Here is a 14,214-nt window from a genome sequence, read left to right as displayed (position 1 = left end):
TTAATTGGTTTTAACGGCTTGAATTTGTTCTATTAGCTTTTTCATCTCAGGATTCTGAGAAAACTCCTCATACATTGATTTCACACGATTGCGAAACGGTTCTTTATCTGGTGTAATTACCTCTACTCCGGCTTTCTTGATTTCGGCAAGCGCTTCCATTTCGGCTTCGTGCCAAATTTCCTTTTCAAAAGCCAGCGATTCATCAGCTGCCTCTTTTACCCAGCGCTGTTCTTCTTCAGAAAGATCATCCCAGATAAGCGTGCTTATCAACAACTCATCAGGTAGCGCAGTGTGCTCGTCCACTACAAAGTATTTACATACCTCATAATGATGCGACAGGTAAAAACTAGGCAAGTTATTTTCTGCACCATCCACAACCCCTTGTTGCAAAGCTGTGTAGAGTTCGCCCCAGGCAATTGGCGTAGGAGAACCTCCAAGGTTTTTAACCATATTCATCGCCGTCTGACTTTCCATCACACGTAGTTTTAGGCCTTTTAGATCTTCAGGGGTTTCTACCGGTTTTTTAGTATAAAAACTGCGGCTACCGGCATCGTAAAACGTCAAGCCTTTAAGGCGCTGCGGAATACTCGAGCTCAGCAATTGCTCTCCGATCTCACCTTCTAAAACCGCAAACCGATGCTCTGCATCTCTAAACAAAAAAGGAAGACCGAATACTTTAAGTTGCGGTGCAAAATTCTCAAGTACACCGGTGGACACTTTAGTCATCCCCAAACTTCCTATTTGCAATAGTTCTAGACATTCGCGCTCAGAACCCAATTGCTGGCTGGGGTAAATATCTAAACTGAGCTTTCCGGCCGATTTTTCTTTGAGACGCTCGCCCATAAAAACCATCGCCTTATGCACCGGGTGCGACACATCAAGACCATGCGCCAGTTTGATCACGCGAGAATCTGAAGCTTCTTTACAAGCAGTCTGGCATACAAGGCCAACTACGGCAAGAACTATTAAAATAAAATTCTTCAGCCTGCTCATGAGCGTAATTTTTTAACAAGATCAAGCGCCGAGCTGATCGTTTGTGTGATCGCGCCATAATCGTAGCCTCCATCTGTATTTTTTAAAAAAAGTTTAGACCCGATCCCCACGCAGTGTACTCCGGCTGCAATCCACTCTTTTAAGTTTTCTTCGGTAGGGCTCACACCACCTGTAGGCATTATACTAGCCCAAGGTAAAGGCCCTTTTACTCCTTTAACAAAAGCAGGACCACCTACCTGTGCTCCCGGAAAGATCTTAACGACCTCAGCACCCAACTCTTCAGCATAAGAAATTTCAGTAACCGAACCGCAACCCGGCATCCAGGCCACTTTTCTACGGTTACACGCTTTTGCCATTTCAGCATTGACAATTGGAGAAACAATAAAGTCAGCTCCCAATTGAAGATATAAAGATGTGGTTCCTGCATCTAGCACAGAGCCTACTCCCATCATCATCCCTTGCAGTTCTGCCTTAGCATATTTATTTAAATCAGCAAAAACTTCGTGAGCAAAGTCTCCGCGATTGGTAAACTCAAAAGTGCGTAAGCCTGCATCATAACAAGCTTTTAAAACCTGCTTACAAACCGCTATGTCAGCATTATAAAAAACCGGAACAATTCCGTTTTCCTTCATCTGAAGCACCACTTCTATACGTGAATAATTAGCCATTAATTGTTGTTTTATCTTTTAATTCTTCCACCGGTATTCCCTTGCATCACCTCGTTGATCTCAGCAACAGAAACCAGATTCACATCTCCTAAAATGGTGTGCTTTAATGCACACGCCGCGTTGGCAAAATTCAGTGCTTTTTCGGCATCAAAATGCAGCAAACCGTATATGAGTCCGGCTGCGTAAGCATCTCCGGTTCCTATTCGATCCACCACCTGTGTAATTTCTAATTCTGATGTTTCAAAATAGGTATTCTCTACCCAAGCTCTTCCGTAGATCTTTTGCCACGAAGCGCTCATACCGGTTCTGATCTTATCAAAAATCTGTGTAATGCTCGGGCATTCTTCCATCAACTTTTTACTGGCTGCGATAAATCCATCTTGATCTAGCCCGTAAGAAGTTCCTAGAATTTCATTGATCTCATTTACGCCACCAATAAAAATGGTAGATAGACTTACCAATTCTTTTAAGACCTCTTGTCCTTTTCGCCCATACTGCCATAAATTACTGCGGTATGCGGGATCTGCAGTAATCTGCAAACCTCTTTCTTTTGCAGATACAAGTCCTGCTTTTAAAGCTTGATATGCTGCTTCTGAAATCGCCGGGGTAATCCCAGTCCAATGAAAAAATTGAGCATTCTCAAAAATGGTATCCCAAGCTATGTTTTCAGGCTGAATATTTGCAAACGATCCATTTAAACGGTTGTAAGCAATCTGACTGCTACGCATTCCCGAACCAACTTCAAGTATGTATTGGCCTATAGGATGTGCGACTTTCTGAACATCAGCAACATCAAGACCATAGTGTCGCATACTTGCAAGGGCGGCTTCGCCCACTAGGTCGTCAGAAACAGCGGTTATATGTTTTACCGACTCTCCTAAAACTGCTAGAGAAGCCCCAACATTCATTTCGGTACCGCCAAAGAAAAAATCTAACGACTTGGCCTGCGTCAATTTTCGGTTTTCTGCAGGTGACAGTCGTAGCAGCACTTCGCCAAAGGTGATTATGTCTGGAGTGTTATGCATTAGGTTCTAGAAGTTGAAATATTCTTTAGCATTGTGATAACTGATATTGGCAATCGTCTGCCCTACCAAATCCATATCATTTGGGATTTCGCCCGAAGCGATCTCTTTACCAAATAGATTACAAAGCACACGTCTAAAATATTCGTGCCTCGGAAACGACAAAAAGCTTCGGCTGTCTGTTAACATCCCAACAAAACAACTAATCAAGCCCATATTAGAAAGCGCATTCATTTGCTTTTCCATTCCGTCTTTCTGATCTAAAAACCACCATCCGGAACCTAATTGAACCTTCCCTTTAACGCTTCCGTCATTAAAATTACCAATCATCGTAGCCATCACTTCATTGTCTGAAGGATTGAGGTTGTAGATTATGGTTTTAGTCAATTTATCGTTGCTGTCAAGGGCATTTAAAAATCCTGATAAGGCTTCTGCTTGAGAATAATCTCCAATAGAATCCCAACCGGTATCTGGCCCCAATTGCGCCAGCATACGCTTATTATTGTTGCGTAAAGCGCCTAAGTGAAATTGCTGCACCCATCCTAATTCGTGATAGGTTTCTCCTAAAAAAAGTAAAATGGCTGTCTTAAATTTTTCAATTTCTACGGAAGAAAGACTGGCACCGCCTCGGCGTTTCTTAAAAATTTCTTGAATTTCCGAATCTGTAAATGCTGTCCACGAGATTTGATTCAAGCCGTGGTCGCAAAGTCGGCATCCATTTTTATGAAAAAAGTCGATACGCCGACGCAAAGCTTCCTGCAAATCTGCATACAATACAATTGAAACTCCGGAAACTTCAGCCAACTTATCAAGATACGTATTAAAATCTTCGGCTTCTATTAAAATCGCTTTATCCGGTCTAAAAGCGGTGCTCATCTTGAGTCCGGCATCAGCGCCATCATAAGCCTGATGATGTTTTAAGGTATCTAAAGGATCTTCGGTAGTACAAACAGTTTCTACATTCATTTGGGTCAATAACCCGCGACAGCTGTTTTCTTTAAGCTGTAACTGGCGATTCACTTCTTCATAAATTTCCGGACCGCTTTGTTCATTAAGCAGCTCATCAATATCAAAATAACGCTTCAATTCTAAATGCGTCCAGTGATACAATGGATTACGCAACGTGTGCGGAACAGTTTTGGCCCAAGCCATAAACTTCTCTTCATCTGAAGCATCACCCGTAATAAAACGCTCATTTACACCCAAGGTGCGCATCGCACGCCACTTATAGTGATCTCCGTTAAGCCACACCCTTGAGATGTTCTCAAATTGTCTATCAGCCACGATCTCTGCCGGTGGCAAATGATTGTGGTAGTCAATAATAGGCTGCGGAGCAGCGTATTTATGATAAAGTTCTTCAGCATATTTATTTTCTAAAAGAAAGCTGTCTTTTATAAATGTGTTTTTAACCTGTGCTGCTGTACCTATACTCATGATCTTAAATTTTTATGATGAGATTTATCTTCCCATCCAACCGCCATCTACGGTCATTACGGTTCCGCTCATATAATCGCTGGCTTGAGAAGCCAGGAATATGATCGGTCCTTTAAAGTCTTCGGGTTTCCCCCATCTACCTGCCGGAATTCTCGCCAAAATAGAACTGCTACGATCAGGATCGTCGCGTAATGCCTCGGTATTATCTGTAGCGATATACCCCGGAGCAATCGCATTAACCTGAACGCCCTTACCGGCCCATTCGTTAGACAAAGCCATCGTAAGTTGACCGATCGCTCCTTTTGAAGCCGCATAACCAGGGACGGTAATACCGCCTTGAAAGGTTAATAACGAGGCGGTAAAAATGATCTTTCCGCTGCCGCGTTTTACCATTTCTTTACCCAACTCACGACTTAAAATAAACTGCGCATTCTGGTTTACTTCAATTACCTTATCCCAGTATTCGTCGCTATGTTCTGCTGCCGGAGCACGTAAAATCGTACCGGCGTTATTGACTAAAATATCTATAGAATCATTTTCTGATTTTACCTTTTCTATAAAGGCATAGAGCGATTTACGATCTGAAAAATCACATTGATATCCTTTAAAACTGCTTCCAGCGGCTTTCACCGCCTTTTCAATCGCTGATCCCGAAGTTTCTAAAGAAGCTGAAACTCCAAGAATATCAGCTCCGGCTTCGGCTAAAGCTTCAGCCATTGCGAAGCCTATTCCTCGTTTGCATCCGGTGACTAGTGCAGTCTTCCCTTTTAAACTGAATAAACTCATCTTATTTCAAATCTTCTGGTGAAACGCCATCCATATCGCCGTAATCCATATTCTCACCGGCCATTCCCCAAATAAACGTATAGTTTGAAGTACCTGCGCCAGAATGAATAGACCACTCTGGTGAAATGATCGCCTGGTGATTTTTCATAAATACGTGACGGGTCTCGTCTGGCTGTCCCATAAAGTGACTTATGGTTTGCCCTTCTTCAAGATCAAAATAGAAATATACTTCCATTCTTCGGGTATGTGTATGCGCCGGCATTGTGTTCCAGACATTACCTTCTTGCAGCTCTGTCATCCCCATTTGAAGTTGACATGTATCAACCACACTGTTGACCAATAATTTATTGATCACACGTTTGTTAGAATATTTTGTATCACCCAGTTCTACAATTTCGGCTTCTTTTTTAGTTACCTTTTTTGTTGGATACGCGTGATGTGCAGGTGCCGAATTGATATAAAAATAAGGCTGCTCTTCAGTAGCTTCAAATACAACCTCTTTCACACCTTTACCTACGTAAAGTGCTTCTTTATTACCCAATTCATAAACCTCACCATCAACGGTGATTTTACCTTTTCCTCCTACATTGATAACTCCTAATTCGCGACGATCAAGAAAATGCTCAGCTTTTAGATCATCTATAGGCTCAAGTTTTACCGCTTGATCAACAGGAAATGCACCTCCGGCGATATACCTGTCATACATTGTATAGGTAAGATTGATCTCATTTTTAACGAACAACTCCGGAATTAAAAAGTGCTCTCTAAGTTCTTTAGTAGTATATCTTTTTACATCCTCAGGATGATGTGCGTATCTAAATTCTGATTTTGTCATGGAATTATTTTTTCTGTTTACACTTTAAGTTATCTCTCAAAGCTACAATTCTATTTTTTAAATGTAAAATTTACATTTTATTTAAACGGAACATTAAATTTCTCTAAACCCAAATTTATAAAGGTTGTGTGCTTTCCTTATCCTGTACTGTATGGTATGGCTATTCTAAAACCCCATGGTTATCAAGTTTAGCCAGTTTTTTCGCTAAATCTTTTTCAAAAGCTTCTTTTGATTTAATTCCGTTCTGCTCTTGATCCCAAGCACTTAGAATATAATAGGTTTGCGTTTCGGTTGAAGGTTTAAATACTACCAAATGATCGTGCGGACCGTCAACAACCTCTGCATCTTCGGTTTTGTAAAAAATTGCCATACCCAGCTGGTCCTGCTCTCCTGCTAATGTTTGCACGCCATAAGTTGCGATGTAGGCCCAAGACCCATCTTCGCTTGTTGCTTGCATTAAAGGAATATCCTCAAACTTCACAATACCGGTAGCTAAACCATCAAAAGAAAAACTCGGTGTGAGTTCGGCTTTCAAAAAGCGATCTTCAGGAAAAATACTGATAACCGACTTTAGGTCTGTTGTAACGTCACCGGTTTTCCAACCTTCATAATTAATTACCACACTTGATTGAGAAGCTTCGTTATTCACTTTTACACTGGTTTTCTGAACTTCATCAAAGTGTGCTATGGTATCACCGGTAAATCTTCCGTAGCCGCCAATCCCCATAGATTTCCCGGCTTTCAAAATATCCTGCCCCCAAGGTGCATTATTATGATAGGAGTCAAAACCATCTGTCCCCACGTAAGGAAGCACTAGAGTATCTACTTTTTTACCAAAAATATCTATTGCATTTCTCCAGTCTAAATACAGACGGTATGCGGTTTGCTTATTTTCCCATCCCGGACCTTCATAGCGTATATACCAAGAATGATCTGTGTGTTCCTCAGGAACTATAAGTTCGTCTACATTCTCAAAAGATCCGTCAATATATTCTCGTGTATCTTCTTTCCAGCTACCGCCTTTTTTTACCGATATTTCAGCATAGGTTTCCGGGTCAACTTCCTCTATCTCAATGATTTCCTCAACAGTGTTTTTTTCTTCCTTTTCTTTACAAGCTACAAGCGCTGCTAAGGCAAAAGCTCCTGATAAAATTCTAGTTTTCATTTTTTTTGATTCTTGTTTGATTAGCGATCTAGTTGAAGTGCAGCCATAATAAACGGACCTGTTCCTTTTGGGTCGTTGTCTTTTTGACGCTCATTTACATAATACTCAAACGAACCATCGCGATACGGATCTCCTCCTAAACCGGCTACGGCGCACACCTGAGTCAGGGTAATCGTTCCATCATCATTACGTACAATGAGTTCTTGCGTTAAGCCGTCAAAAGCTTTATTGGCTACAGCTTTAAAACGCTGATCAAGATAGCCTTTATTCACTCCTTTTGCAATTGCATAAGCAAACATAGAAGATCCGGATGCCTCTAAATAGTTCCCTTCTTGGTCTCCCATCGTAGGCACTTGATACCATAAACCACTTTCATGTTGATAAGGAATTAAAGCTTCGGTAAGCTGTTGTAAATAAGAAATCAACTCCTTTCGTTTAGGGTGTTCTTCCGGAAAATAATCTAACACATCAACTAAAGCCATCATGTACCAACCTAGTGATCTGGACCAAAAGTTAGGCGACACGCCGGTTTCTTGATCAGCCCATTGCTGCTCTTTGCTTTCATCCCAACCGTGATAGAGTAATTGAGTTTCAGCATCAATCGCGTGTTCTTGAATCAATTCAAATTGTTTAGCGACGTCATTTAAATTTTCAGAATCACCGAAAGTGACTGCGTACTGGGCATAAAAAGGCGCTCCCATATATAAACCATCTAACCACATCTGACTTGGATAGCGTTTTTTATGCCAAAAACCGCCTTGTGATGTCCTGGGATGTTCAGCCAATTGCTTTCTCAATAATTGCATCGCCTTCAGGTATTTTTCGTTCCCCGAGCGTTCGTACACCTCAAAGAGCAATTTACCGGCATTGATCATATCTATATTGTAATCGTCCAGCGTATAGGTTTGAATACTTCCGTCTTCGTTGATCAACTGATCAGCATAATCAGCCACATAATCGTAATACACAACAGAATCTGTCACCATCTCAAGATCAAGAAAAGCTTTTAAAACCAGTCCGTGTACATAATCCCATTTTGCCGTGGTTCGGTCATCAATTTGATAGCCTTCCGGGAATCTATGCTTGATAGACTCAGCCATTTGAACAGACCATTTTTCACCTTCCAGAGACAAACTTTCGGTCACTGCGATATCCTCTTGCGATTCCTGTTTGGCAGATTGTTTACAAGAACTGCTAATTCCTATTAAAAGGATGAGCACAGCATAAAAGACACTTGATTTCTTCATAAGATTAGTAATAACGGATTACGAAATCGATTTCAATTTAAGTAAGTAAAAATACAATCGATTGCACAAACATAATATACTATTTATTGTTATCCAAAGAATTTTGTTTATAAACTGAATTTTCGTGGATATTTAACTAAAAAAAATGCCTGCTCAATAGAAATGTGACGAATTTACCAGGAATTGACAATTCATATCTTTAAGCAAATACTGTTTTGATCCTCTCCAAAACCAACAAACAATTAAAAATGATCAGTTTTTGCAAAGTATTCTCATCAAACTTCTAAAATTTATCATAAAAAATAAAAATAAATGTAAATCATACACCATCCTGCATATTCTCTGACTTCAACGCGCATCAACCCACCTCTAACCCCCACAACTAAATGCATTTAGCATATTTTAAGCAGGTTAGAGCAGGATAGTCAAAATTAGATTTCCTAATACATTTGGGTTGTTAATAAATTTAACAAGTCACACAGATGGAGCTCCCCCTAATCCATCTATCAATTCATCAGCTATAAATCAATTAAATGAATAGACCATTACTCACGTACATCTTATTTCTCTGTTGCGCAATCGTTATCGCTAGTTGCAGCTCTAAAGAATTTGATGAATATTATGCAAGACCCGATGACCTTGAGGAGCCTATTTATCAACAATTAGAAGCTCGAGGAAATTTTACTGTGCTTACACAACTTATTGAAAAAGCCAATTACAAAGACATCTTAGGAAAAGCTGGTTACTGGACCATGATCGCCCCAAACGATGAGGCTTTTGAGCGTTTCTTTCAAGAACAAGGTATCGCTAACGTTAGTGCAATCGATTCCGTCTTGGCAAACAAGATCGTTAGATACGCGCTTATCTACAATGCCTTTAGAACAGAGCGTCTTTCAGACTATCAATCTAATACAGGCTGGGAAGAAGACAACGCTTTCAGAAGAAGAACCGCCTATTATGATGGTTTTGAAGTCAAGACAGTAGATGGAAACGAAATCGTTGTCGCCGGTTCAAACCGGAATAACGCTCCTGACGGCGACCCTTACATTCCCGGGGACAACAACAATAAATACCTCACCTATTTTGTAGATGAATATATGACCGCCAATGGCTTGGGAGCTTTTGATTACAATTATTTCTTCCCGGGGCAATCGTACACCGGCTTTAATGTACTGGGTTCTGCGATGGTCAATGCTGATATTGTAGCAGAAAACGGGATCATTCACGAAGTTGATGAAGTTTCGCTTCCGTTAATCAATCTTGATCAAAAGCTTGAAACCAGCAGCGAATACAGCCTTTTTAGAAGCATCCTTGAGGACAATCTTGTAAACTATGTGTTTGATCAGGATGCGACCACTACCTATCAGAATTTTACTAGAAATACAGATCAGGTTTACATAAAAGTATATGACCCTGCGCTATCCTTTTCACCAAATAATGAAAACTACCTCAAAGAAGCAGACAATGATGGGCAAAGCGATGCTTACACCATGTTTGTTCCTGAGAATAGCGTTTTACAGAGTTTTATTGATGAAGTCTTGCTCAAGAATTATGCATCGCTAAACCTTCTCCCAAAATATGTTTTTGAGGATTTTGTAAATGCGCATATGGTACAAAATGCAGTCTGGCCTTCGCTTGTGGAAGCCTATAGTAATGCATTAGAAGAAGATATACGCATTGATTTAAGCACTGAAGTAAATGAAGCTCAGGTTTTGAGCAATGGCTTCTTCTATGGCACCAATAAAGTGCAAGAGTCTAACTTATTTTTTAGTGTATATACGTCAGCGTATTTAGATCCTGAATTTACCTTAGCGACACGTTTGTATAATGATGGTTCAGGCTATCGCGAAATTATAAGCAATATCAATAGCAGATACACGCTGTTCCTGCCGTCTGATGATGTTCTTAGAGATTTAGGTTACGATTACAACATTAACCGTGAAGAATGGGTGTATACAAATCCTGCTACCGGAAACACCGTGGCCGGTACTATTGCCAGGTCTCGTTTGTTGCGCGTGCTTTATAACGGAATTATCCCTACGCCTAATGACGAACTTAATGACCTTTCCGGTTCTGGAATCATTCGTTCCGGTGACTTTGACCTTCCGGGAGAATATATTAAATGGGAAAACAATACAGTCTTTGCCGCAGGAAATGAAGTCTTAGGCAACCGCGTAAACATTATAGGGTTTGAAGATCAGCGCAACGGCCGCACCTATTATATTGACAATTTACTGGAATTTAGTGAAGAAGCGCCCGGTTTAGATATTATGCGCTTGGCGGAAGAACCTGATTCAGAATACAGCAATTTTTATAATTATCTAGAGAATTCTTTACTCTATGATCCCGCTGCCGGAAGCATTACCGGTGTTGAACTCGGTACATCTTACACCTTTGTGGTACCCAATAATGCTGCTATTGAACAAGCAGTACGAGATGGTGTCCTACCGGGTGATTCCACAACAGGAATCCCTGACTTTAACCCTTCAAATGGAGGGCAACAGGATCAGGTAGCAGACTTTATACGTTACCACATTCTTGCCACCCGAACCGCTTCAGACGATGGTTTGATCAGCGGCCAGATAGAAACTTTACGTAGAGATGGCATTGGAGAAAAAACCTATATCGGTTTAATAACCGGCCCTGGCGAACTGAGCTTTGTAGATTCTGCAGGACGCATCGCCGATTATATTCCCAGCGCCAGCAACAACCTTGCAGATCGCAGTTTAATACACCTAGTAGATAACTACCTTTTATATACAGAATAAGATGAGACAACTTTACACAACTATACATTATTGTTTCACCATAATCCTTTTTATTCTAGTAAGTAACCAAACGCTTGCTCAAGATGCCAATATGGTAGTTAGAGGTACTATTTTAGATAGCTCTAATAATCAACCCATACCCGGGGCAACGATTGCTGAACAAGATGCCGAAAACAGAACGGTAACCGGAGTCATTGCAGATTTTGACGGAAATTTTGCCATACGTGTCAAAAGCCGAAGCAATAAACTGGTTATTTCAACTTTAGGATACACTTCGCAAACGATACCTCTTTCAGGACAATCGAGCTACACTATTAATCTTACGCCATCAGTAGATGAACTTGATGAAGTAATGATTAGCGTTGAAAAACCAACAGAAAGCGGTTTACTTGATATTTCAGAACGAAATATGACCACCAGTACCGTTACAGTAAAGGCGGCAGATGTAGAAAATACTCAGGCTGCTTCTATAGACGAAGCCTTGCAAGGGCGCGTTCCTGGTGTGGATATCACGGCAAACTCGGGAGATCCCGGAGCGGGAATGCAAATACGCATCCGCGGAACTTCATCTATCACCGGTTCGTCTGATCCACTCGTGGTTGTTGACGGAATGCCTTATGAGACTTCAATACCTGAGGATTTTAACTTTGGCTCTGCTGACGAACAAGGCTATGCGGCATTATTAAACATCGCACCCTCAGACATTGAAAGTATTACCATACTTAAAGATGCGGCAGCTACAGCAATGTGGGGAGCACGTGCAGCAAGTGGGGTGCTTGTCATCAATACCAAACGGGGTTCTGTAGGTGCACCAAAAATTGGATACACTTTTACCGGTACTTTTATGAAGCTACCGCGTACCATACCTATGTTAAGCGGAGATCAATATTCTCAATTGATTCCTGAGGAATTTATGAATCGCAATGGTACGCCATTAAATACACTTACTGTAAAAGAATTTCAATACGATCCACAAGAGGTATATTTCTATAAAAACTACGGTAATAATACAGATTGGGTTGATGCCATTTCGCAGACCGGTTTAACTGGAGAACACAATCTTTCTCTACAAGGTGGTGGTGAGAAAGCGCGCTACTACACTTCAGTAGGTTACTATGATTCTAAAGGTGTAACTAAAGGAACCGCTTTTCAACGTATTAATGGGCGTCTGAATTTAGATTATGTTGTTTCAGACAGAATAAGATTCAAGGCTGATATCGCTTATACACATACGGTTACAGACCGAAACTACGTTAACGGAACCAGCAGCGGAGACCGACTCAGAAGCGTCGCTTATACTAAAATGCCTAATATGAGCATTTATGAGTATGACGATGTAGGAGATCTTACTCCTAATTATTTCTCTCCTGCCCAAAATATTCAAGGCGCCTATAGCCGAACCTACAATCCTGTAGCAATGGCAGAATATGCGACCAACGAACAGACAGGAGAACGTATCGTACCGCATTTCAATCTAAAAGTAGATTTAATCCCACGCCGATTGATCTCGACTTTTGATCTGCAATTTGACTTCAACAGTACCAAGGCCAAAGCATTTTTACCACAAAATGCAACCGGAAGACCGTTTACAGAAACTGTGGTTAACCAAGCTTCTGATGCGGATGTAGATATTGCCAGTGTAACTTCAAAGACTAATCTTATTTACACACCGGAGATCGGTAAAGACCACTCATTGCAAACGCTTTTATCCATTCAAACTAATGATTTTAGATACGAGTCTCACCAGGCACTGACTTCAAACACAGCGTCTTCATTGCTTACTGACCCGTCTGTTCCTTCCAGAACACAAAATGCGGAATTGCAACTTTATAATAACAATAGTCAGTCTCGCAACGTCGCTGCATTAGTAAATGCTCAATACAGTTTACTAGATCGTTATATTCTTAATGTAGGTGTACGTGGCGACGGGAATTCAAAATTTGGTCCGGGTAATCGCTATGCACTTTTCCCTTCTGTTTCTACGCGTTGGAGAGTTTCGGGTGAGCCTTTTATGGATAACTATGATTTTATTGATGACTTAAGTTTTAGAGCCAGTTATGGTCAATCAGGTCGCGCACCGCGTTACGATTACAGATATTTTAATGTCTACGGAAACTTTAATTCTTCTTATTTAGGAATGAACGGGGTTTACCCACAAAACATTGAACTCGACAATCTACGTTGGGAAACCCTCACCGGACAGAACATTGGTTTAAATCTACAAATGTTCAACCGAAGAATTATGCTTGATGTGGATGTCTATAAAAACCGAACAAAAGATCTACTGTTCCAAAATGTAGATTTGACCACCGTATCGGGTTACAGCAGCCTTTCTGATCAAAACGTAGGTACTTTAGATAACCAAGGTTGGGAAGTAGGACTTTACACCACTCCTATCAAAACAGATAAATGGAAGGTGGACTTCAACTTCAACATTGCGAGCAACCAGAATATCATTAGAGAAATTTCAGAATTCTACCCCAGCGAAAGCGGTAATGTAGATCGTAATGGAGAGTTCAAGCGCTTTTTACAAACTGACAATCCCTTTGGTTCGTTTTACGGCTATCGCTTTAAAGGTGTGTATCCTGACTTAGAATCTACGCAAGCGCGGGATGCTAATGGCAATGTGATTACCGGCCCTAATGGTGAAACGGTTTACATGCGCTTCAACTACCCTAATACAGATTATATTTTTCAACCGGGAGACGCGATCTATGAAGACATCAATAAAGATGGAAACATAGACAGTAGAGATGTGGTTTATCTGGGAAATAGTAACCCAAAATTCACCGGTGGTTTTGGACCTTCGGTAACCTTTAATGATCAGTTTAAGCTGTTGTTGTTTTTCACCTATCGTCTGGATTATGACATCGTGAATGGTACTGATATGTTGACAACCAATATGTACACGTATGACAATCAGAGTACCGCAGTACTGTCTAGATGGAGAAATCCGGGAGACCAGACCAATATGCCTCGCGCGGTGTACGGTGCCGGTTACAACTGGTTAGGTTCAGATCGCTATGTAGAAGATGCTTCTTTTGTGCGTTTCCGCTCTGCGACCTTCAGCTACAACTTTACAAAACCTTTTCTCAAAAAATGGAAACTTGATGACCTGCGCGTATATGTAACAGCAGACAACCTGCTCACATTTACCAATTATCGCGGTCAGGACCCTGAAGTGAATATGCGAGGTGGCGATCCTTTTGGAATTGCAATTGACTACTCAAGAACGCCCCCTACGCGCCGATTTACCTTAGGAATACAAACTCGATTTTAATTAGAACAATCATATC

The 14,214-nt window shown here is 41.0% G+C and carries 10 protein-coding genes; 2 read left to right on the top strand and 8 right to left on the bottom strand.

Annotated elements, in window-relative coordinates:
- The 8 genes from LDL79_RS12045 to LDL79_RS12010 form a co-directional block, all read right to left on the bottom strand.
- Positions 1-993: a TRAP transporter substrate-binding protein gene (locus LDL79_RS12045; protein ID WP_225597853.1), complete on the bottom strand. Its 993-nt coding sequence runs from the start codon at positions 991-993 to the stop codon at positions 1-3.
- Positions 990-1,661, bottom strand: coding sequence for a bifunctional 4-hydroxy-2-oxoglutarate aldolase/2-dehydro-3-deoxy-phosphogluconate aldolase (locus LDL79_RS12040; RefSeq protein ID WP_225597852.1), 672 nt, complete (start codon positions 1,659-1,661; stop codon positions 990-992). Before LDL79_RS12040 ends, LDL79_RS12045 begins: the two co-directional genes overlap by 4 nt.
- Positions 1,662-1,672: 11 nt before the next feature.
- Complete coding sequence (locus tag LDL79_RS12035) at positions 1,673-2,686, bottom strand: sugar kinase (protein ID WP_225597851.1); 1,014 nt, start codon at positions 2,684-2,686, stop codon at positions 1,673-1,675.
- 6 nt (positions 2,687-2,692) lie between these two features.
- Entirely contained in the window at positions 2,693-4,117 is a 1,425-nt protein-coding gene (gene uxaC / locus LDL79_RS12030) for a glucuronate isomerase (RefSeq protein WP_225597850.1), read from the bottom strand.
- A gap of 24 nt (positions 4,118-4,141) precedes the next feature.
- Positions 4,142-4,903, bottom strand: a complete 762-nt coding sequence (locus tag LDL79_RS12025) for an SDR family NAD(P)-dependent oxidoreductase (protein WP_167596355.1) — start codon at positions 4,901-4,903, stop codon at positions 4,142-4,144.
- Position 4,904: 1 nt separating this feature from the next.
- Positions 4,905-5,738 carry a 5-dehydro-4-deoxy-D-glucuronate isomerase gene (kduI, locus tag LDL79_RS12020; RefSeq protein WP_072983945.1) on the bottom strand — a complete coding sequence of 278 codons (834 nt, stop codon included), beginning with the start codon at positions 5,736-5,738 and terminating at the stop codon, positions 4,905-4,907.
- 160 nt (positions 5,739-5,898) lie between these two features.
- Positions 5,899-6,903 (bottom strand): DUF4861 family protein, encoded by a 1,005-nt coding sequence (locus tag LDL79_RS12015; RefSeq protein WP_225597849.1) that lies wholly within the window; start codon positions 6,901-6,903, stop codon positions 5,899-5,901.
- A 20-nt stretch (positions 6,904-6,923) separates the two neighbouring features.
- A complete protein-coding gene (locus LDL79_RS12010) occupies positions 6,924-8,150 on the bottom strand; it encodes a glycoside hydrolase family 88/105 protein (RefSeq protein ID WP_225597848.1) in 1,227 nt (408 codons plus the stop codon).
- A 533-nt stretch (positions 8,151-8,683) separates the two neighbouring features.
- On the opposite strand from LDL79_RS12010, the gene LDL79_RS12005 reads away from it, so the two are divergent.
- Both LDL79_RS12005 and LDL79_RS12000 read left to right on the top strand, forming a co-directional pair.
- The gene (locus LDL79_RS12005) at positions 8,684-10,918 is read left to right on the top strand and encodes a fasciclin domain-containing protein (protein ID WP_225597847.1); all 2,235 of its coding nucleotides are present in this window, start codon (positions 8,684-8,686) and stop codon (positions 10,916-10,918) included.
- Position 10,919: 1 nt separating this feature from the next.
- Entirely contained in the window at positions 10,920-14,198 is a 3,279-nt protein-coding gene (locus tag LDL79_RS12000; RefSeq protein ID WP_072983949.1) for a SusC/RagA family TonB-linked outer membrane protein, read from the top strand.
- Positions 14,199-14,214 lie beyond the last annotated feature (16 nt).

Source organism: Leeuwenhoekiella palythoae (assembly GCF_020310025.1).
GTDB lineage: Bacteria > Bacteroidota > Bacteroidia > Flavobacteriales > Flavobacteriaceae > Leeuwenhoekiella > Leeuwenhoekiella palythoae.
The sequence above is the reverse complement of the archived record's forward strand: the minus strand, read 5'-3'. Positions and strand labels throughout refer to the sequence as shown.

Bases quoted from the DNA above. Each gene is read 5' to 3' on its own strand.
- LDL79_RS12000 (WP_072983949.1), top strand. From the start codon at position 10,920: ATGAGACAACTTTACACAACTATACATTATTGTTTCACCATAATCCTT.
- uxaC (WP_225597850.1), bottom strand. From the start codon at position 4,117: ATGAGTATAGGTACAGCAGCACAGGTTAAAAACACATTTATAAAAGAC.
- LDL79_RS12010 (WP_225597848.1), bottom strand. From the start codon at position 8,150: ATGAAGAAATCAAGTGTCTTTTATGCTGTGCTCATCCTTTTAATAGGA.
- LDL79_RS12035 (WP_225597851.1), bottom strand. From the start codon at position 2,686: ATGCATAACACTCCAGACATAATCACCTTTGGCGAAGTGCTGCTACGA.
- LDL79_RS12005 (WP_225597847.1), top strand. From the start codon at position 8,684: ATGAATAGACCATTACTCACGTACATCTTATTTCTCTGTTGCGCAATC.
- LDL79_RS12025 (WP_167596355.1), bottom strand. From the start codon at position 4,903: ATGAGTTTATTCAGTTTAAAAGGGAAGACTGCACTAGTCACCGGATGC.
- kduI (WP_072983945.1), bottom strand. From the start codon at position 5,738: ATGACAAAATCAGAATTTAGATACGCACATCATCCTGAGGATGTAAAA.
- LDL79_RS12045 (WP_225597853.1), bottom strand. From the start codon at position 993: ATGAGCAGGCTGAAGAATTTTATTTTAATAGTTCTTGCCGTAGTTGGC.
- LDL79_RS12040 (WP_225597852.1), bottom strand. From the start codon at position 1,661: ATGGCTAATTATTCACGTATAGAAGTGGTGCTTCAGATGAAGGAAAAC.
- LDL79_RS12015 (WP_225597849.1), bottom strand. From the start codon at position 6,903: ATGAAAACTAGAATTTTATCAGGAGCTTTTGCCTTAGCAGCGCTTGTA.